The sequence below is a fragment of the Mycolicibacterium sphagni genome, assembly GCF_002250655.1.
Taxonomy (GTDB): Bacteria; Actinomycetota; Actinomycetes; order Mycobacteriales; family Mycobacteriaceae; genus Mycobacterium; species Mycobacterium sphagni.
This window is the reverse complement of sequence record NZ_NOZR01000042.1, coordinates 1-20,028: the sequence shown is the minus strand read 5'-3', so window position 1 is coordinate 20,028 and position 20,028 is coordinate 1. Positions and strand designations below refer to the sequence as shown.

16 protein-coding genes are annotated in these 20,028 nt (G+C 63.8%); 7 read left to right on the top strand and 9 right to left on the bottom strand.

Annotation, left to right across the window (positions count from 1 at the left end; all coding sequences use genetic code 11):
* Positions 1-43 precede the first annotated feature (43 nt).
* From ppsA to CG716_RS31410, 4 genes are read left to right on the top strand one after another with little or no spacing between them, the layout of a single operon-like run.
* On the top strand, positions 44-2,440 hold the full coding sequence (ppsA, locus tag CG716_RS28475) for a phosphoenolpyruvate synthase (RefSeq protein ID WP_094484498.1): 2,397 nt from the start codon (positions 44-46) through the stop codon (positions 2,438-2,440).
* Between the two features lie 55 nt (positions 2,441-2,495).
* Entirely contained in the window at positions 2,496-6,176 is a 3,681-nt protein-coding gene (otsB, locus tag CG716_RS28470) for a trehalose-phosphatase (RefSeq protein ID WP_094484497.1), read from the top strand.
* Positions 6,176-6,310 (top strand): hypothetical protein, encoded by a 135-nt coding sequence (locus CG716_RS31415; RefSeq protein WP_272938293.1) that lies wholly within the window; start codon positions 6,176-6,178, stop codon positions 6,308-6,310. Before otsB ends, CG716_RS31415 begins: the two co-directional genes overlap by 1 nt.
* A 3-nt stretch (positions 6,311-6,313) precedes the next feature.
* Positions 6,314-6,655 carry a hypothetical protein gene (locus tag CG716_RS31410; protein ID WP_272938294.1) on the top strand — a complete coding sequence of 114 codons (342 nt, stop codon included), beginning with the start codon at positions 6,314-6,316 and terminating at the stop codon, positions 6,653-6,655.
* Positions 6,656-6,692: 37 nt separating this feature from the next.
* On the opposite strand, the gene CG716_RS28460 is transcribed toward CG716_RS31410, so the two are convergent.
* The 5 genes from CG716_RS28460 to CG716_RS28440 are packed head-to-tail and all read right to left on the bottom strand — an operon-like array spanning position 6,693 to position 11,774.
* A complete protein-coding gene (locus CG716_RS28460; protein ID WP_094484496.1) occupies positions 6,693-7,142 on the bottom strand; it encodes a hydrogenase maturation protease in 450 nt (149 codons plus the stop codon).
* Complete coding sequence (locus CG716_RS28455; protein ID WP_094484495.1) at positions 7,139-8,620, bottom strand: Ni/Fe hydrogenase subunit alpha; 1,482 nt, start codon at positions 8,618-8,620, stop codon at positions 7,139-7,141. The genes CG716_RS28460 and CG716_RS28455 overlap by 4 nt, the downstream gene beginning before the upstream one ends.
* Before the next feature lie 15 nt (positions 8,621-8,635).
* Positions 8,636-9,253 carry an NADH-quinone oxidoreductase subunit B family protein gene (locus CG716_RS28450; protein WP_094484494.1) on the bottom strand — a complete coding sequence of 206 codons (618 nt, stop codon included), beginning with the start codon at positions 9,251-9,253 and terminating at the stop codon, positions 8,636-8,638.
* Positions 9,250-9,966 (bottom strand): 2Fe-2S iron-sulfur cluster-binding protein, encoded by a 717-nt coding sequence (locus CG716_RS28445; RefSeq protein WP_094484493.1) that lies wholly within the window; start codon positions 9,964-9,966, stop codon positions 9,250-9,252. Before CG716_RS28445 ends, CG716_RS28450 begins: the two co-directional genes overlap by 4 nt.
* The gene (locus CG716_RS28440) at positions 9,963-11,774 is read right to left on the bottom strand and encodes an NAD(P)H-dependent oxidoreductase subunit E (protein ID WP_094484504.1); all 1,812 of its coding nucleotides are present in this window, start codon (positions 11,772-11,774) and stop codon (positions 9,963-9,965) included. The genes CG716_RS28445 and CG716_RS28440 overlap by 4 nt, the downstream gene beginning before the upstream one ends.
* Positions 11,775-12,576: 802 nt before the next feature.
* Between CG716_RS28440 and CG716_RS28435 the strand changes: the two genes are divergently transcribed.
* On the top strand, positions 12,577-12,957 hold the full coding sequence (locus tag CG716_RS28435; RefSeq protein ID WP_133067039.1) for a hypothetical protein: 381 nt from the start codon (positions 12,577-12,579) through the stop codon (positions 12,955-12,957).
* Between the two features lie 246 nt (positions 12,958-13,203).
* Here the strand turns inward: CG716_RS28435 and CG716_RS28430 are convergent, their stop codons facing one another.
* Positions 13,204-13,938 (bottom strand): SDR family NAD(P)-dependent oxidoreductase, encoded by a 735-nt coding sequence (locus CG716_RS28430; protein ID WP_094484503.1) that lies wholly within the window; start codon positions 13,936-13,938, stop codon positions 13,204-13,206.
* Between the two features lie 126 nt (positions 13,939-14,064).
* Between CG716_RS28430 and CG716_RS28425 the strand changes: the two genes are divergently transcribed.
* Positions 14,065-14,652, top strand: a complete 588-nt coding sequence (locus CG716_RS28425) for a TetR/AcrR family transcriptional regulator (RefSeq protein ID WP_094484491.1) — start codon at positions 14,065-14,067, stop codon at positions 14,650-14,652.
* A 3-nt stretch (positions 14,653-14,655) separates the two neighbouring features.
* Here CG716_RS28425 and CG716_RS31200 read toward each other — a convergent pair whose 3' ends face one another.
* The gene (locus CG716_RS31200; protein WP_272938292.1) at positions 14,656-14,784 is read right to left on the bottom strand and encodes a hypothetical protein; all 129 of its coding nucleotides are present in this window, start codon (positions 14,782-14,784) and stop codon (positions 14,656-14,658) included.
* Positions 14,785-14,826: 42 nt separating this feature from the next.
* Between CG716_RS31200 and CG716_RS28420 the strand changes: the two genes are divergently transcribed.
* On the top strand, positions 14,827-17,136 hold the full coding sequence (locus CG716_RS28420; RefSeq protein ID WP_094484490.1) for an MMPL family transporter: 2,310 nt from the start codon (positions 14,827-14,829) through the stop codon (positions 17,134-17,136).
* A 90-nt stretch (positions 17,137-17,226) separates the two neighbouring features.
* On the opposite strand, the gene CG716_RS28415 is transcribed toward CG716_RS28420, so the two are convergent.
* Positions 17,227-18,108: a universal stress protein gene (locus CG716_RS28415; RefSeq protein WP_094484489.1), complete on the bottom strand. Its 882-nt coding sequence runs from the start codon at positions 18,106-18,108 to the stop codon at positions 17,227-17,229.
* Between the two features lie 87 nt (positions 18,109-18,195).
* Positions 18,196-20,028, bottom strand: a 1,833-nt coding sequence (locus CG716_RS28410; protein WP_234818081.1) for a family 2A encapsulin nanocompartment cargo protein cysteine desulfurase, incomplete at its 5' end; no start/stop codon positions are given.

Below are 20,028 nucleotides of genomic sequence, written 5' to 3'. Positions count from 1 at the left end.
CGCGGTGAGAGGTTGGCACCAGCAGCGCTTGAAAGGACAGGTCATGAGTACGTCCAAGCACGTCCGCTTTTTTGAAGAGTTCGGCATCGACGACGTGCCTCTCGTCGGCGGCAAGAACGCCTCGCTGGGCGAGATGCTCCAGAAACTGTCTGGGCAGGGCGTCCGCGTCCCACATGGGTTTGCTATCACCGCCGAGGCCTATCGCTACATGTTGGACGCGGCCGGGGCCTGGGACCGTCTGCATGCCGAACTCGACGATCTCGACCCCGCCGATGTCACCGCGCTGGCGCGAAAAGCCAAGCGCGCCCGAGAGATCGTCTACGGTGCAGGACTCCCCGACGATCTGGCCGGCGAGATTCTGGGTGCGTACCGCACCCTTCAGCAGGAGTACGGCGAGGAGGTAAGTCTCGCGGTGCGCAGCTCGGCAACCGCGGAGGACCTACCCACCGCGAGCTTCGCCGGCCAACAGGATTCCTATCTCAATATCAAGGGCGACGAGAGCCTGCTCGATACGTGCCGTCGTTGCTTCGCCAGCCTCTTCACCGACCGCGCCATTCACTACCGAATCGACCAGGGCTTCGACCACTTCAAGGTCTCGCTGTCCATCGGCGTGATGAAGATGGTCCGCTCCGACATCGCTTCGTCGGGTGTGATGTTCTCCATCGACACCGAGTCGGGCTTTCGCGACGCCGTGTTCGTGACGGGCGCCTACGGCCTTGGCGAGAATGTGGTTCAGGGCGCCGTCGACCCCGACGAATTTTACGTTCACAAGCCGACCTATCTCGCCGGCCACCGCGCTGTGTTGCGCCGCCTCGTGGGAGACAAGGCCGTCAAGATGATCCTCGTCGAAGGCGAGACGAAGAACACGACCCGAAACATCCCCACGCCGAAGGCCGACCGCGCCCGTTTCTGCCTCACCGACTCCGACGTTCTGGAACTGGCTGGCTACGCGTGCACCATCGAGCAGCACTACGGGCGGCCGATGGACATGGAGTGGGCCAAGGACGGAATAGACGGGAAGCTCTACATCGTCCAGGCCCGCCCGGAGACGGTGGCCTCCCAGCACAGTGCGACCGCGTTGGAGTCCTATGTGCTCGAGCGCAGAGGCGAGATCCTCGCCGAGGGCCGGTCCGTCGGCGAAAGGATCGCCTCGGGTGCTGTGAGACGGATCGAGAACCTCACCCATCTGGCGGACTTCAAGCCCGGCGAGGTACTCGTCGCCGATACCACCACACCCGATTGGGAGCCGGTCATGAAGACCGCTGCCGCGATCGTCACCAACCGTGGTGGTCGCACCTGCCACGCGTCGATCATCGCCCGTGAGCTCGGCATCCCCGCTGTGGTTGGCACCGGCGATGCGACCACCAGCGTGCCCGACGGCGCGGTCGTTACGGTGTCGTGCGCCGAGGGTGACTCGGGCCGCGTCTACCGGGGTGAGATGGGTTTCCATGTGGACCGCACCGAGGTGGCCGACTTGGCCCGGCCGCAGACCCAGATCATGATCAACCTCGGCAACCCCGACCTCGCCTTCAAGACGTCGTTCCTGCCCAACGACGGCGTAGGACTCGCGCGGATGGAGTTCATCATCAGCGAGTACATCCGGGTCCACCCGCTGGCCCTCCTGCACCCAGAGAAGGTCGACGACCCCGGTGCTCGCCGAATGATCGACCGATTGGTGCATGGCTACGCCGACGGAAGTGCCTTCTTCGTGGAGCGCCTCTCCGAAGGAATCGGCACGATTGCCGCCGCCTTCTGGCCGAAACCTGTGGTGGTCCGGATGTCGGACTTCAAGACGAACGAGTACGCCAGCCTGCTCGGCGGACGGGGCTTCGAGCCGTCCGAGAGCAACCCGATGATCGGCTTCCGCGGCGCCTCGCGCTACGCGCATCCCGCTTACGCCGAGGGCTTCGCATTGGAGTGCCGCGCGATGCGACGCGTGCGCGAAGAGATGGGCCTGACGAACGTCATTCTCATGCTCCCGTTCGTTCGCCGAGTCATCGAGGCAGACCTTGTTCTCAAGACGATGGCTGACCTCGGCCTGCGGCGGGGGGAGAACGGGCTCAAGGTGTACGCGATGTGCGAGATCCCGAACAACGTGATCCTGATCGATGAATTCGCCAAGCGCTTCGACGGCTTCTCCATCGGCTCCAACGACCTGACGCAGCTGACTCTGGGCGTGGACCGGGACAGCGAGATCGTCGCGTTCGACTACGACGAACGCGACGAAGGTGTCAAGGAAATGATTCGCCTTGCAGTTCAGGGATGCCGGCGCAACGGGATCCACTCAGGGCTGTGCGGACAAGCGCCGTCGGACTACCCGGACATGGCCGAGTTTTTGGTCCGGATCGGTATCGAATCGATGAGCCTGAACCCCGACACGGTCGTCAGGACCACCCGCCAGGTCTTGGCGTTGGAACAAGCGCTCATGCCAACCTTATGAGCGCCAACGGGTTCCAGTGCCCGGCCGGGCCGATCACGATCGACCAAGGATTGTGATGAAGCTGCCGATCACCATCGATCCGCGTTACCACGACGCGGTGCTCTTCGACCTTGACGGTGCGCTGAGCTGCGACGTGCCCATATTCGGTGCCACCGTGGACCTCGCCCGCAAACTGCGGGACATCGGGGTCGCCGCCGCAGCGTATTCCGCGGACCCGCGATGTCAGCAGGCCCTGAAGGCTGCCGGCATCGACGACCTGTTCGGTGTCTGCATCGACGGCACCGCCGGCGAACGTGGGACAGCCCAAAAGCCGAACCCTGCAGTGCTTCTCGATGCCATCTGTCGACTCGGGGTGCGGGCCCAGCGATGCGTCGTTATCGAGAACTCCGCCGCGGGAGTGGCGGCGGCCCGCAACGGCGGGTTCGCACTCGTCATCGGTGTCGGCGGCACCGGGCCCAGCGGCGAACTGACCCACTACGGTGCCGATGTCGTGCTCGAAGACATGGCCGAAGTTGCCGTTCGGGCGGGCGACAGGCGCGTCTCGGAACTCCCGAATGCGCTGACCTCCTACGGTCAGCTGATCGGCATCACCAGCGCCAGGGAGTCGATGCTGTTCCTGGACTACGACGGAACGCTGTCCCCGATCGTCTCGGATCCCGATGCGGCCAGGCTCGTCGACGGGGCCGCCGAGGCGCTCAAGTTGGTCGCGGGGGTATGCCCCGTCGCCATTCTGAGCGGACGCGACCTCGCCGACATCCGCGACCGGGTCGGCATCCCCGGGCTCTGGTACGCAGGCAGCCACGGGTTCGAACTGACGGGACCGGATGGCGCATATCACTGTAACGACGCGGCGGCCCCGTACGTCGAAATCCTCGAGGGTGCCGCGGCGGAGTTGCGCGACGGTCTGGCCGCTTTTCCGGGCGTGCGAGTCGAGCACAAGCGCTTCGCCGTCGCGGTGCACTACCGCGGGGTCGCACCTGAGCTCGTCGGCGAGATCGTCGCCACCACACACAAACTCGGCGCCCGGACCGGCCTTCGAGTGACCAGCGGGCGGATGCTCGTCGAATTGCGGCCCGACCTCGACTGGGACAAGGGCACCACCCTGGCGTGGATACGCGAACGCATCGACGACTCGACCGCACGGCTGCCGATCTACATTGGCGACGACCTCACCGATGAAGACGCGTTCGACGCGGTCAAGTTCGACGGTATCGGGGTCGTCGTCAGCCACGATGAGGACGGCGATCGAAGGACGGCCGCGCACTTCGCCCTTGCGAGTCCGGATCAGGTTTGCGAGTTCATCGCGCGTGGGTCCAAATGGCTGGCCTACAAGCAGCGGGTGTCGGGCGAGGCGTGGGACTACGACTTCGACGGATACGACCCGCAGGGCGAGAAGCTCCGAGAAGCATTGTGCACGTTGGGGAATGGTTACTTCGCCAGCCGCGGTGCCGCCCCCGAGTCGAAGGCCGGACAGGTGCACTACCCCGGCACCTACGCCGCGGGGGTGTACAACCGCCTCGTCGACGACGTGGCAGGAACCCAGATCGACAACGAGAGTCTGGTGAACCTGCCCAACTGGCTTTCGCTGACGTTCCGAATCGACGGCGGCGACTGGTTCGACGTCGACGCGGTCACCGTGCTCTCACACCATCAGGCACTCGACCTGCGCCGTGCGGTACTCACCCGCGAAGTGCGGTTCCGCGACGACTCGGGCCGCACGACGTCATTGACACAGCGACGGTTCGTCGCAATGCACCTGCCCCACGTTGGCGCCCTCGAGACGACGGTCGTCGCCGAGGATTGGGCGGGCACCATCACGTTCCGCTCGACCCTGGACGGAAACGTGACGAACTCACTGGTCGAGCGTTACCGAGACTTGTCCGATCAGCACCTCGAACTGGTCGAGACACGCGAAATCTCAGGCGATTCGGTCCTGTTGACGATGCAGACGACCCAGTCCCGCATTCCCATCGCGATGGCGGCGCGTAGCACCGTGTGGCGGGACGGCGCACCGGTCCCGGCCGGGTTTCATCTGTTCGACGGCGGTGCCGAGATCGGCCATGACATCACCGTGCAGCTGTCCTCGGGCGAGGCGGTCACGGTCGAGAAGGTCGTGACGGTGTACACGGGGCGCGATGTGGCGACGTCCGAACCAGGCGTCGACGCCCAGCGTGCGCTCGCGCGACTGGTTCGGTTCGCGGAGTTGCTGGACGGACACGCGACCGCATGGGTACATCTCTGGGAGCGCATGTCGATCGACTTCGACGACTTCACCGACGAAGTCCGGATCCTACGGCTGCACCTGCTCCATCTGCTTCAGACGGTGTCGTCGAACACCGCCGACCTCGATGCAGGAGTACCGGCTCGCGGACTACACGGCGAGGCTTACCGCGGCCACATCTTCTGGGACGAGTTGTTCATCTTCCCCGTGCTCAACCTGCGCTTTCCAATGATCACCAGGTCCCTGCTCGGCTACCGCTACCGGCGGTTGCCGGAGGCCCGTCAGGCCGCCCGCGCGGCGGGTTACTCGGGGGCCATGTTCCCGTGGCAGTCGGGCAGCGACGGGCGCGAGGAAAGTCAACGGCTGCATCTCAATCCGCGCAGTGGCCACTGGAACCCCGACGCCAGCGCCCGGGCGCACCACATCGGCATCGCCGTCGCCTACAGCGCGTGGAACTTCTATCAGGTCACCGGTGATCTGGCGTACTTGATCGACTACGGGGCCGAGTTGCTGGCCGAGGTCGCCCGCTTCTTCGTCAGCCTGGCCACCTACAACGAGGACCGGGAACGGTTCGACATCAAAGGTGTCATCGGGCCCGACGAATTCCACTCCGGCTATCCCGGCGCCCCCTACGACGGCATCAACAACAACGCCTATACCAACGTGATGGCGGTCTGGGTGATCATGCGCGCGCTCGACGCGCTGAACATGCTGCCACTGCCCACCCGGCTCGACCTGATGGAGACGCTCGGCCTGACCAGTGCCGAGCTTGCCCGCTGGGAGCAGGTGAGCAGGCGGATGTACGTCCCCTTCCACGACAGGGTCATCAGCCAGTTCGAGGGATACGGCGACTTGGAGGAACTGGACTGGGATCGCCTTCGCGCGCAGTACGGCAACATCCAACGGCTAGACCGAATCCTCGAGGCGGAGCACGACGACGTCAACCGTTACAAGGCGTCAAAGCAGGCCGACGCCCTCATGCTGCTCTACCTGATGTCCGCGACCGAGCTACGGGAGCTCCTCGACCGCCTCGGTTATCGCTTCCAGCCCGAACAGGTGCCGGAGATGGTGGACTACTACCTGGCTCGCACGTCGCACGGGTCGACGCTCAGTGGTGTCGTGCACACCTGGGTGCTCGCTAGGGCCAACCGCGATCGTGCCATGGAGTTCTTCCAAGAGGCGCTGAAGTCAGATGTCTCCGATATCCAGGGCGGCACCACGTCGGAGGGCATTCACCTGGCAGCCATGGCCGGCACCGTCGACCTCATGCAGCGGTGCTTCACCGGACTGGAAACCCGATCCAACCGCATCATCCTGTCCCCGTACTGGCCGGAAACACTTGGCGTACTGGCGATACCAATCCACTACCGGGGCCTACACCTGCACCTGCGGGTCAGCGGAAAGGGCGTGATCATCAGCATGGATCCACGCGGGGCCGCCGGCGGGATCGAAGTGGAATGCCGGGGTCGAGTCGTTCAGCTGATGCCCGGCACTACCGTCAGATTCCCCGGCTGATGGATGAATCCAGAGACGTCACTCCGCTCGCCGACCTGGGCCAGGGGCATTCCAGGGCCGGCCCGGTGCGTGCGCATCGACCCGTCTACGTCGACCTGTTGCCGCCGTGCAATTCCGGTTGCCCTGCCGGGTAGAACATCCAGGCGTGGCTCGCCCACGTGACCTCGGGCCGCCACGAGCAAGCCTGGCGTGAGCTCTTCGCGGACAACCCATTCGCTGCGATCCACGGACGGTTCTGTTATCACCCCTGTGAAACCTTGTGCAACCGAGCGCAACTCGACAGTTCCGTGTCGATCCATTCGGTCGAGCGATTCCTCGGCGACCTGGCCAGGGAGCGCGGGTGGATGTTCGAAACACCGCCCGCCCGAACGGGCAAGCGGCTAAGGGCGGCCTTCGGGCCTGGCGCTGATGGGACGCTACATCGCCAAGCTCAACGCGACCTCAACCGATGGAAACCATCAAGGAGTGGGAGCTCCTAGACCACGATCTCTCCATCGAGCGAAACTGTCCGCGAGCCTAGGGCAAAAGATGTGCCGTCGCGGCATCCAAGTTGCGCCGCGCCGCAGGCGTCAGCCCGATTTCGAGTTCGAATTCGAATCCCCTGATCGCCAGCACGTGCACTACCGGCAGTCGCCCGAAACATTGCTGACAGGTCGCCATTATCGCTGGGATCGAAATGGCGTGCGACGTGAAGCTGAAGTCTATTTTCGGTGCCGCGCGCTCCAGGGTAAACGACGCGACTGAATCCTCTTTGGTGGCGTCGATGAACAACACGCGTTCCTTGTTGCTGATCAGTTCGGCGTCCTCGAGCAGAAGCTGATAACCCTTCTGTATCTCCGCGTTCGAGCAGCGGCCCTCCGCCTGAAGCCAATCGACGAAGGCCCAGCCCAGCCCGTCGTCTTGGCGGCCGACGTTGCCGATGCCGTAAATCAGGCAGGCGTCGCTGTCGAAGTCGTCGAGTGTCATGAACCGGATGCCGAACGAACGCGCTCGTTTATCACGTTCCCTGCCGGATCACGGACGGTCACGATCAGCGGCATCTGCCCGAAGGCGTGCGTCGCGCAACTCAGACATGGGTCGTAGGCACGGATTCCGACTTCGATGGCGTTCATCATGGCTTCGGTGATCTCGCCGTGTCCCACCAGGTAGTTTTCGGCCACAGAGCGCACCGTGCGGTTGAGCACCTGATTGTTGTGCGTGGTGGCCACGATCAGGTTGGCGAACGTGATGTCTCCTTGTGGACTGGCGCGGTAGTGATGAAGCAGCGTGCCGCGAGGTGCTTCGACGACGCCGACCCCCTCACCGGTCCAGGCGCCAGGGGCGGGTGCGACGATCAGGTCCTGTTTCTGCAGATCGGGATCGCGCAACAGTTCTTCGATCAACTCCGCGGCGTGCACCACTTCGATGGTCCGCGCCCAGTTGGTATGCAAGGTCATGCTATTCGCGGCACCGGCGGTGTATGCGTGGAAGCGTTCCAGCGCCTCCTGAGCGAGCGGAGTCGACAGCGAGTTCGTGACATTCATCCGCGCGAGCGGGCCCACCCGCACCGAGCCCTTTTCCCTCCCGAGATCCTTGAGGAAGGGGAACTTCATGTAGCTCCACTCTTCGACGGCTTCCGAGAAATGATCGAGGTAGTTGTGATAGTCGAATTCACGTACCACACGCTTGTTCTCGTCGACGATGCGCAGCGCACCGTGGTAGTGGTCGACGTTGCCGTCAGCGTCGACCAGGGACATGTTGAGGGCCGCAACATTCGCGAAACCGTCGACCGCGCTTCGATTCTTCTCGTGGAACTCGTAGAACAGGCGAAGCCCGTCCTGTGCGTAGTCGATGATCTCGTCGATCGACGGCAGCCCCTCCTCACCGTGGAGCAGACGGTCACATTCGGCGCGGCTCAGATTCTTGTCGACGCCTCCCGGCACCGAGCTGATGCCGTGCATTCTCCTGCCGAAGACGGTCTTGATCACCTCCTGACCCCACTTGCGCAACATGATCACCCGCCGCATCAGACCGGGGTCCGCCTCGATCAGGCCGAGGAGGTTGCGCTGCTCAGGCGCGGCGTCCATCCCGAACATCATCTCGGGGACCACCAGGTAGAAATATGCCGTCGCGTGGGATTGCAGCATCTGCGCGTAATGACCGAGACGGCGGATCTTCTCGGCGGTCCGCGTCACTCCGATCCCCCCTTCCCCACTGACGCCGATCATGTCGTCGAGCACCTTGGCGCCACACAGATGGTGACTGACAAAGCAGATTCCGCAGATGCGCTGCATCAGCATCGGAGCCTCCCAGAACGGGTGGCCCTGAACGAACTTCTCGAATCCGCGGAACTCGACGACGTGCAGCCTGGCGTCGACGACGTTGCCGTCGTCGTCGAGGTTCACAGTCACCTTGCCGTGGCCCTCGATGCGGGTAACGGGGTCGATGACAATCTTTCGGCTCACGTGGGGTCTCCGGGATCAGTCGTAGTGAATTAGCGAGCGGGGCAGCGCGACCGGGCGGCCGTGTATCAGGTCGTCGAGCACGGCGACGATGGCATCCGCGCTCGGTGGGCAACCGGGGATGAAGTAGTCCATCTTCACCACTTCGTGGCACGGGTGCACCTTGGTGGTGAGTCGGGGAATGTCTGGGTGGGACGGGATGATGGGTTCAGCGCCCGGCACCGCCGTCGGCGAGTTGACGTATGCCTCCGACAGACAGTCCTTCAGCTCGAAGACATTGCGCATCGCCGGGACGCCGCCCCAGACGGCGCAGGCTCCGACGGAGATCAGGACGTCGCACTTGTCCCGGAAGTGGCGCAGCGTCTCGATGTTGTCCTCGTTCGCAACGCCGCCTTCGATGAAGCCGAGCGCGCAACGTTGCGTGATTCTCTTGATATCGGTGAGCGAGGACCGGTGGATGGTGACCTTCGTCAGCAGCGGCAGGATCCGCTCGTCCATGTCGAGAAACGACAACGTGCATCCCCAGCAGCCGCACAGACTGATCATCGCCACGTCGATCTTGCCGTCGCGGTTAGCCAAAAGCGCTGGATCCATTGGGGTGGTTGGAAGTTCGTCCGACCTGACTTCGTCCGTCATGGAGCGCCCGCCTCATCGACCTGGCCGAGGGCCCGGTCGCGCACCGATTCCACTTCATACTTGCGCCGGCCGATCGGCACGTCGTAGCCGACCCCCTTCTCGAGAATGGCTCCTACCGGGCAGATCTCGACGGCATAGCGCACTTGCTCGTCCGGCATTGCGTCGGCGCGGTCGGTATCCACCTCGATCCTGGACTCGGTGCCGCGGTGGCTGATGCTGAAGATCTTCTGGCCGGTGGCTTCGTCACGGACGAATTCCACGCAGCGCTGGCAGAAGATGCAGCGATCCCGTTCCAGCCAGATTCTTTCCGGAGCGTGGTCGCGCGCTCGATGCGGGAACCGGTACGGGAAGCGTGAGACCAGCATGTCCACTTCGTAGCCGACCGCCTGCAGCGTGCACCTGCCGCTCTTCTCGCAACTCGGGCAATTGTGGTTGCCTTCGACGAACAGCAACTCCACCAACGCCTTCCGGAGGTCAGCGGTGTGGGGCTCGTCGACCTCGACGTTCAGTCCGTCCGAAACCCGGACCGTACACGCCGCCGCCACCGCGCCGTTCACCTTGACCGAGCACACCCGGCACGTCCCGAGGCACGGCTTGCCCTTGAGGTAGCACAGCGTCGGGATGTACACACCGGCGTCGGCGGCAACATCGACCAGGATTCTGTTCTCTTCGGTCGATACCGGTACTCCATCGATCACGATGCGGATGGTCATGCCGTGTCGTCCGTTGCCAGCTCGAGAACTGCCTTGTCGTAGCCGGCGAAGGCAGTTTCGAGCTCGAACGACGCCAGCAGGGTGTGTTCGGTGGTGCGCAACCGGCTGCGATATAGCTCGGGAAACTTCTGCAGGGTCGTGAGAACGGGGTTGGCTGCGGTGGCTCCGAGCCCGCACCGACTCGTCGCATGCACGATCGCACCCCACCGGGCCACCTCGTCGAGATCCTGCTGAATCCCGTTGCCTGCGATGACGAGTTCGATCTTGTCGTGCAGATCGACGGTGCCGGCCCGGCAAGGCACACAGATGCCGCAGGACTCGTCGACAAAGAACCGCGTATGATCCTTAACGATGTTCAGCAGGTCGCGGTCGGCATTGAAGATGGTCACGGCGCCATTGCAGGGGATGTCCTCGTAAGCGATCCGACGTCGGCCGTCTGCCGCCACCGACAGACACTCCCCGGATGGGCCACTCATCTGGACCGCGCGAGCATCCTGGGCGCCGACCATGGCGAGCACCTCATCGAGGGTGATGCCCCACTCGACCTCGTAGACACCTGGACGGTCGCAGTCCCCCGCGACGCACAGTAGGCGCGCGCCCGCGGACTCGGTTGTGCCCATGCGGCGGAACCATTCCGCGCCTTCCTCGATGACGCGGGTTGCAGCAGCAAAGGTCTCCACGTTATTGACGCAGGTGGGTTTGCCGAGGTAACCCTCTTGGACCGGGTACGGCGGTTTCAGTCGGGGCGTACCCCGCTTGCCCTCGCAGGACTCGATCAGAGCCGACTCTTCACCGCACACATAGGAACCGGCGCCCATTTGGATACGGATGTCGAAATCGAATCCTGGTCGCCCGCCGATACTGCAGCCGAGTAGCCCGTAGTCCCGTAGTTGCTGAAGCTGGCCTTCCAGATAGCGCGTGAGGTAGGCGTATTCGGCACGGAGGTAGACGATCCCGTGCCTACCGCCGATCGCGTAGGCGGCAATGATCATCCCCATGAATACGTCTTGAGGCGATCGCGTCAGGAGTGCCCGGTCCTTGAATGTGCCGGGTTCACCCTCATCGGCGTTGCAGATGACGTATTTGTCGTCGCCGGGGGCTTCTCGGCACAGGTGCCACTTCTGCCCGGTTCGAAACCCTGCACCGCCGTATCCGCGCAGCCCGGATTCGGCGACTGTGCCGATCGTCTGCTCGGGGGTACCGGCGATGCAGTTCTTGAGCAGCGCTTTGTAATCTGTTTGGCCACGGAAGAACACCGGCCCCTGCGTGTGGACGTTGGACTCCACCAGAGCGTCGACGTAGGCGACGCTATCGTCGGGTAGCCCGGCCGGGTTCGCGATCTCAGCGGCCGATTTCCCAGTTTTCAACTGCGCGACGATGTCTGCGACGGATTCTGGTGTCAGTCGCGTGAACACCACGCTGTCGATCATCGCCGCAGGTTCCTGATCGCTGAGTCCGATGCACGGCGTTTCGAACAGGCCGAACATCCCCGTTTCGTCGGTTTCTCCGAAGCGAACCCCTGTCTCACGCTCGAGCGCGTTGTACACCGCTTGGTAGCCGCTCATCTTGGCAATGACCGTGTTGCTCAAGTAAATCCGGTGCCTTCCGGATGGCTTGCTGTGGAAGAAATGATAAAAGGAAGCGGTCTCCACGATGTCCAGTGGCGACCGCTTCAGCGCGGTCGCGATCTGAGGCAAATGTTCGTCGGGAATATGACCGTATAGATGCTGGATATCCCACAGGATGTCGATCAGCCGCGTTCCGTCGTTGCGGTAGCGCCGGAGTACGGTTTCGATGTCTAAGTTCACGGTCGGCAACGTCATTTCGGCCCCGACAGCGATGCCGTGGCGGGTTCAGCCGGCGCGATTCGCATATGAAACTCCTAGCCGCCATCGATCGTCTGCACCCCTGGCGCACGTCAGCGGCGCTACTACAGGATCCACATGCCCCGACCGCTGGCCGGATCGATCCTGTTGATTGCACCGCATGGAACGGCGAATCACTCCACATCGCACTCTAATCCCGCACTACCTCCGTGGCAGCGTCGGCGACCATCGATTAGGCCGGGCCCGACCGTCGGCGTAGATGGAGTCCACCGGGCACTCCCGCCGATGGCATCCACCCCGTGTGGTCCGATGCCGTAGGTCATCGTCGGAGCCTATTCATGCCGGTCGTCGAAAGCGTGGGCCGAAGGACCCTTTTTCGGGAACCCAAGGGCTTCGATCGAACGTATCGATGTTCACGATCTCCAATCCCGCTCGCCAACCCCCTCCACCCTGAGCAGACGGGCAAGCTAGAGGGCTTTCTTCTCTATGGCGTCGGCGGTCAAGGACCAATGACCCTGGTCAGGCGTCGCGATGTCCACAAGGGTGTTGTTAGACAAGGAGTTGAGGTCGACCATGCCGGACACGATGGTGAATGCCGATGTGCTCAAGGACGCGGTGGCGCACGCATCACCTCGACGTCATAGCCGACGAGCTACGCCCGGAGCTGGCCGAGGCATCACATCGTACCGAGTCTTTGCGACTGTACGATTCGTCGTACCATACCGAATTAGAATGGTGGACAGGCCATTTCGAAACAATCGACGGGATTCCGGCGGCTTCGCTGGTGTCGGCGGCCGAAAGTGATCGGGTCGACATTGGGCGGGCTTTCCCAGCCGGCCGCGACTCCGAGCGACGCGCTGGCATACCGGAAGATGACTCGACGGTACTCGTCATCTCCACTGACGGGGACACCCGCATTGATGCGTTCAGGTCCGGCGAAGTGTTGTCCGCGGTGTTGTTGGAGTGCACGTTGGCCGGACTGGCGACGTGCACACTGACACACCTGATCGAGCTGTCGTCTAGCCGCAGGATCGTCGGCATCCTGACCGGTCGGGAAGCAATGCCGCAGTTGTTGATCCGAGTGGGAGAGGCGCCTGCGATGGCCGAGATGCCGCCGATGACGCCTCGCCGCCCGCGACACGAGATACTCGATTTCCGGGACTAGACACCCGAAGTGGCCCGTCGGCAGGGATGACCGGTCCGGGCTATTCGGCAGGGACCAATGACCGGGCCGCTCAGCTCGAATCTCTAGGCTCCTACGCCCGGGCGATCGGCAAGTACACTCCCGACCCCTGACGCCCAACACCAACAACTCTGTCCAGACAGACGCTTCGCTACGTGGAGGAGGACCGCTCGTTCCAAACTGCCCGTTGCGACGAGGTCTTCGACGGCGTACGTCCGTGTCTGTTACTCAGATCACTGTGGTGCCGCCGTCGACCACCAGCTCCATGCCATTGACATAGCTCGAGTCGTCGGAGGCGAGGAACAGCGCGGCCGACGCGATCTCCTCAGGGCGGCCCATCTCTCGCCGCGGGATAACGGACTCGAACTGTGCCTTGGCCTCCTCGTCCATCACCTTCGCCAACATCGGCGAGCCGACCTGGCCGGGGGTCAGCACGTTCACCCGGATCTTCCTGTCCCCCAACTCGGACACCCACACTCGTGCGTAGGCTGGCAGTACGGCCTTACTTCCCGCGTACACACTCCAATTGGGGTAGCCCCGCAGCGAAGCGTTTGAACCGGTCATGAAGATCGAGCCGCCATCGTTGAACAGCGGCAGCGCCTTCTGGACCGTGAACAGCGTGCCACGCGCGTTCAGCCAGAAGGCGTCATGGAAGTCCTCCTCGGTGATCTCGCCGAGCCTGCTCTGCTTGCCCACCCCGGCGCTTGCCCACAACACGTCGATCGCACCCTTTTCCTGCTTGACCGTGTCGAACAACCGGTCCAGATCCTCGAGGTCGGCCGAATCGCCCTGCACGCCGGTCACGTTCTGCCCGATCAGTTCGACGGCTTCTTCCAGCGCGTCCTTCCGTCGGCCCGAGATGAAGACATGAGCTCCTTCGTCAACGAACAACTTGGCACCGGCCAGCGCCATGCCACTTGTGGCGCCGGTGATCACCGCGACCTTGCCATCGAGTTTTCCCACGATCACTCCCTTTATCGGACAGCGCCGATGTTATGTACACCGATCTGGCTACTTAACGTAGCGACCGGCCGCGGGGAACGCAAGCTATGTACACCGATTCGTACCAAACTGGGCTAACCTGGGTCCATGACGGAGTTGGAGAAGGGGCCGCGGGGCCTGCGCCGTGGCAGGGGCGCACAAGAGCGCATCCTCAGCGCTTCGCAAAAACTGTTCCGCGATCAAGGCATCAACAACACTGGCCTGGACCAGCTCTGCGCGGTGGCCCAGGTGTCCAAGCGCACCTTCTATCAGCACTTCACCGGCAAGGATCAGCTGATCGCCGAACACCTACGCCGATTCGATCCCGACGTCCTACCCGAGGTGTTCGACCGCACCGACCTCACGCCCCGCGAACGGCTCCTCGCCGCTTTCGAGATTCATGCGCCGCTGTGCCCGTTCATCGCGGCGGCTGTCGAACTCCACGACCCGGACCACCCGGCACGCCTACGCGCCCGCGACTACAAGAAGGCATTTGCCGCGCGGCTCACTGAAACCGCGCGCGAGGCCGGCGCCACCAACCCCGAACAGCTCGGCGAACAACTGGCGCTGCTTTTGGATGGCGCGTCGGCCCGCAACCGAGTCCTCAACACCGAAACTTTCGCCACCGCCACTGCCATCGCCATCGTGCTGATCGACAACGCCATCCCGACGGCAGCGGTACCGTCCGGACCCTAGCGATCACCCCGCCGCGATGATCCAGCTGGTGATCACACTGCCGATGGGTGTTATTCCGATGAAGATGTCGACACCTAGGAGCGATTCTGCACCGGCGCTGACGGTCTCGCGCGCATCTGCACGCACCGCCATGTACTGATACGTTGGCCGGGTTCTGCCGAAAGGGACTGCGACGTGTTGGAACGCATTGCTCGGCTGGCAATCGCGGCGCCCAAACGGATGCTCTTTGCAGCGGCGATGTTCGCCGTCGGGGCCGCGGTTTTCGGGGTTCCGGTTCCGAAGGTCCTTTCTGCTGGTGGCTTCGACGATCCGTCCTCGGAATCCTGTCAAGCCGACGGATTGCTCGCCGATCGATTCCACCAGGGCGACATGAAGATCCTCATCTCGGTGACCTCTGAGGACGGGGCTCAAAGCGATGCCGCCCGAACGGTCGGCTCTGACATCGCGGCAAAGCTGAAGCAGTCGCCGCACGTGGCCGATGTGACGTCACCGTGGACGGTGACCTCTGACGCGGCTGGTTCGCTGATCAGCAAGGACGGTAAAACCGGACTGATCATCGCGGGAATTACCGGCGACGATAACGCGGCGCAGCAGTATGCGCAGGCGCTCGACGAGGAGCTGGCCCACGATAGCGGTGGTGTCACTGTGAGATTCGGTGGACCCGCCGCGGTCTATGCACAGATAAGTCATCAAACCGAGCGTGACTTGGTTGGTATGGAAGCGATCGCTATCCCCCTGAGCTTTCTGGTCTTGGTCTGGGTCTTCGGCGGCCTTCTGTCGGCCGCGCTTCCGGTGATCGTCGGCGTCCTCGCAATTGTCGGGTCGATGGCCCTGTTGCGCGCCGTGACGTTCTTCACCGATGTGTCGATATTCGCTCTCAACCTGAGCGTGGCCATGGGCCTTGCTTTGGCGATCGACTACACCCTTCTACTGGTGAGCCGATACCGAGACGAACTGGCTGCGGGCGCCGAACGCGACGCTGCCCTGGTTCGCACAATGGTGACCGCGGGCCGCACTGTTGTGTTCTCTGCGGTGACGGTCGGCCTGGCAATGCTCCCGATGGCCCTGTTTCCGATGTACTTTCTGAAGTCATTCGCCTATGCCGGGGTCGCGGTGGTGTCGTTGGCGGCCATCGCGGCCATCGTGGTGACTCCCGCGATGATCGTGGTGCTCGGGCCTCGCCTGGACGCATTGGACCTCAGACGCCTTGGCAGGAAAGTCGCCCGCGAGCAATCTTCGTCCGAGTCGCCAACCCCACTGTGCGGCCGCCACCGGTTCCCTGGCGGCATCAACGCCGATCCGGCTGTCGAGGACTGCTTCTGGTATCGGTCGGCCAACGTCGTGATACGCCATGCGGTACCGATCACCACCGCCGTGATCGCACTTCTCATGCTGGCCGGGACGCCGTTTCTCGGCCTGAAGTGGGGCTCACCCGATGATCGGGTACTGCCGAGCATCGCTTCAGCGCGGCAGGTGGGTGACCGGCTTCGCGACGCCTTCGCCATAGATGTGACGACCGACGTGACCGTCGTTCTACCCGATGTCACGCGGGTCAGCGATCAGGCTCTCGCTGATTACGCGGCGCGGCTGTCTCGGGTACCTGACGTGACATCGGTCTCGGCACCGTCCGGGGCATTCGTCGACGGGACGTTGGTGGGCCCGGCCATGGCTGCCACCGGGCTGAGCGAGGGCAGCGCGTTCCTTACGGTCGCCAGCGCCGCCCCGTTGTATTCGGCCGCCTCCAACCGCCAGCTCGACGCGCTCCACCGGGTTCCGGCGCCGGCTGGAGCGCAAGTAATGCTGACCGGCGATGCCCAGACCAACCGCGACAACGCCAACGCGGTCACCTCACGGCTACCGTTAGTACTCGGCCTGGTTGTGGCAGTCACATTCGTTCTGCTGTTCCTGTTGTCCGGCAGTCTGGTGATACCGCTCAAAGCACTACTGCTCAACGTTGTGTCCCTGACGGCGACGTTCGGTGCCATCGTCTGGCTGTTCCAACAGGGTCATCTGGGTGGCTTCGGCACCACGGCCACCGGGACGATGTCGGCGGCGATGCCAGTGTTGTTGTTCTGCCTCGCATTCGGGATCTCAACGGACTACGAGGTGTTCTTGGTGTCGCGGATCCGGGAGTACTGGCTGACTTCCGACCGAACGTCCGCAGCCAGCGACGAAAGCGTGGCACTGGGTCTGACACGCACGGGGCGGGTCATCACTGCGGCCGCGATCATCATGTCCATTTCTTTCGCCGCGTTGGCGGCTGCCCATGTGTCATTTATGCGGATGTTCGGTGTCGGGCTGACGCTGGCCATCCTGGTTGACGCCACAATCATCAGAACCGTCCTCGTGCCGGCCTTGATGCACCTGATGGGCCGGCGGATTTGGTGGGCGCCCAAACCACTGGCCCGGCTGCATGCCTGGATCGGTTTGAAGGAATCGCCGACAGGACTCCCAGATGCGGCCGATGCGTTGGCGACGAGCTGAGCAGCCGGGAAAGGGGCCATCCGGTGCCGCTGTAGGACGTCGACACAGTGATGGCCCACTCACCTCGGACGGCAGCTCCAGCTGGTTTCGCTACCGAACCACAAACACCGGACATTCGGCGTGGTGGATCAGGTTCTGGCTGACCGAGCCGAGGATCGAGTCAGCGAGTTTTCCGCGGCCGTGACTGCCGACAACCACCAGCTGGGCCTCACGGGACAGATCGGTGAGCCCCTTTGCCGGACTGATGTCCTGGAAGATCTTGGTCACGTGGGCGTTGCGGTACTTGCGGGCGAACGGTGCGACCAAATCGTCCATCCGTTGGCGCTGCCGCGACTGCAACAGATCGAGTAGCTCCCAGTCCATAAACCCCTGGCCGCCGAGGTCGCCCATGCCGACCGCCGCGCCGATCTCCCACATGTGCACCACCGTCAGCGGGGCATGCAGCATGCCTGCGATGTCGAACGCTTCTGCCAGCGCGCGCGTCGACGCATCAGACTCGTCGATACCGACGATGACGGGCAGCGGCTTGCCGGTCCGCCTGGCGACCGGCTGCCGCCAGACTACGACGGAGCAGTGCGTCCGATGCGCGATCCTTATCGCGTGCCCGCCCAGCGCGCGATGGTCCGCCGCGCCCGTGCCCACCACTACAAGTCGGGCGGATTGCGAGGCGTCCGACAGGGCGGTCGCGACCGCGCCCTTGACAGCCGCCGTGCGGATCGCAAGATCTGGATGCGTCGACCGCACGGCCGTTTCCGCTGTGGCGAGCGCGCTATCGCCGTCGGCGCTTCGAGGGAATTCGGCGGGTGGGTCCGCGCTGGCAAAATGCCAGTCCAGCTTTGGGATCGCATGTAGGAGCGTCAACGGAAGCGCGTGCCTGGTAGCGAACTCCGCGGCCCACTGGGCAGCGCCGAGTGCGGTCTCGGATCCGTCGATACCCGCGACGACGGCCGTCTGGTTGGCTGCGGTAGTCATGCCTCGACCTTATTCGGCGCCGGCCGCACAGACAGCAGCGTTGGTAGGCCCGTTCTCTCGGAGTGGGCCTACCACGCGTGGCTGTCGTCAGCCGACGTTGGTTCCACCTTCGGCGATCCGCTGGACCGCCTGCAGGAAGACGTCGATTTCGTCGTAGGTGTTGTAGAAGGCGAATGATGGGCGAACGGTGGTTTCGACGCCCATTCGTCGCAGGATGGGTTGTGCGCAGTGATGTCCGGCGCGTACCGCGATGCCTTCGGTGTTGAGGGCTTTGCCGACTTCGAGCGGCTCGTGGCCGGCGAGCACGAAGGACAGCACGCTGGCCTTTTCGTCGGCGGTGCCGATCAGTCGTACACCGGGTATGGCGGCTAGCCGCGGTGTGGCGTAGTCCAGTAGTGCGTGCTCGTAGGCGGCGATGCGGTCGATGCCTATCTTCTCGACGTAGCGCAGGGCTTCTCCGAGTCCGACGGCGTCGGCGATGTTGCCGGTGCCGGCTTCGAACTTGTTGGGCAGGCCCTGATACAGCGAGCGTTCGAAGGTGACGTCGGCGATCATGTTGCCGCCGCCCTGCCATGGTGGGGTGTGGGCTAGGGCCTGCTCGGTGCCGTAGAGCACTCCGATGCCGGTGGGTCCGAAGATCTTGTGTCCGGAGAACACGAGGAAGTCGGCGCCGGTCTTGTTGACGTCGATCGGGATGTGGGGGATCGATTGGGCGGCGTCGATGAGGACTCGGGCGCCGTAGCGGTGGCCGAGTTCGACGATCTTGTCCACCGGTGTGATTGTGCCCAGCGCGTTGGACACCTGGGTTGCGGCAACTAGTTTGGTTCGCGGGCCGAGCAGGTCCTCGAACTCGCCAAGTAGCAGGTTGCCGGCATCGTCGACGGGTGCAACCTTCAGAATTGCGCCGGTCTTCTGTGAGATCATTTGCCAGGGAACGATATTGGCGTGGTGTTCGAGGTGGGTGATGACGATCTCGTCGCCTGGCTTGAGGTGTTTGCCGCCCCAGGCATTGGCTACCAGGTTGATGGCTTCGGTGGTGCCGCGCACGAAGATGATCTGCTCACTCTTGGCCGCGCCGATGAAGCGCCGGACGGTTTCTCGGGCTTCTTCGTAGGCGTCGGTGGCGCGGGCGGCTAATTCGTGTGCGGCGCGGTGGATGTTGGAGTTCTCGTGGGCGTAGAAATAGGCCAGCCGGTCGATCACGGCCTGGGGCTTTTGGGTGGTGGCGGCGTTGTCGAACCAGATCAGCGGTTTGCCGTTGACGGTCTCGCGCAGGATCGGGAAATCGGCGCGGATCGCGTTGACGTCGAAGATCTCGTGACGGTCCGGAATCTGCGGCACCGGCTCGGGCAGCGCCGGTGCGCTGGAGATGAAGTAGTAACTCGCCTCGTCACCGGTTGGGGCCGAAGCCAATTCAGGTGCCGAGAGGAAGCTGAGATCTGGAATCCCCGGAAGCTCCGTCGACCACCCCGGCATCGAACCGCGCGGAGCGACCGGCGGTGCCGGCCGGGCCCCCGCCAGCACGCCGGGCACCATCGGCATGATGCCGTCGGGCACCGCGAACTCGCCGAGGTTGAGCGGATTGAACGAGCTGCCCGTGCCACTGCCGGCATGCCCGGCCGACGTCACTGAGGTCAGATCGGGTGCGCTCCCCCGCGGTGCGACCGGGACCGAGTTCGGCGGAATCGGCTCCGGCCCGAATGAACTCGGGGCCGGAACCACCGGCGAGGGGGCCGACACTGCGGCGGCCGGCTCAAGGTGGGTCTGCGACCCCATTGCGGACTGCGAATAGCTGGCAGCCGATGTGGTGTCGGGGACTGAGCCGCGCGGAGCGGGCGGAGTGGTCTGGGGCGGGCTGTCGTTACCGGGCCGGAAGCTGGCGGCGAACAGCTGGTTGGCCATTGCGGCTAGTTCGGCCTC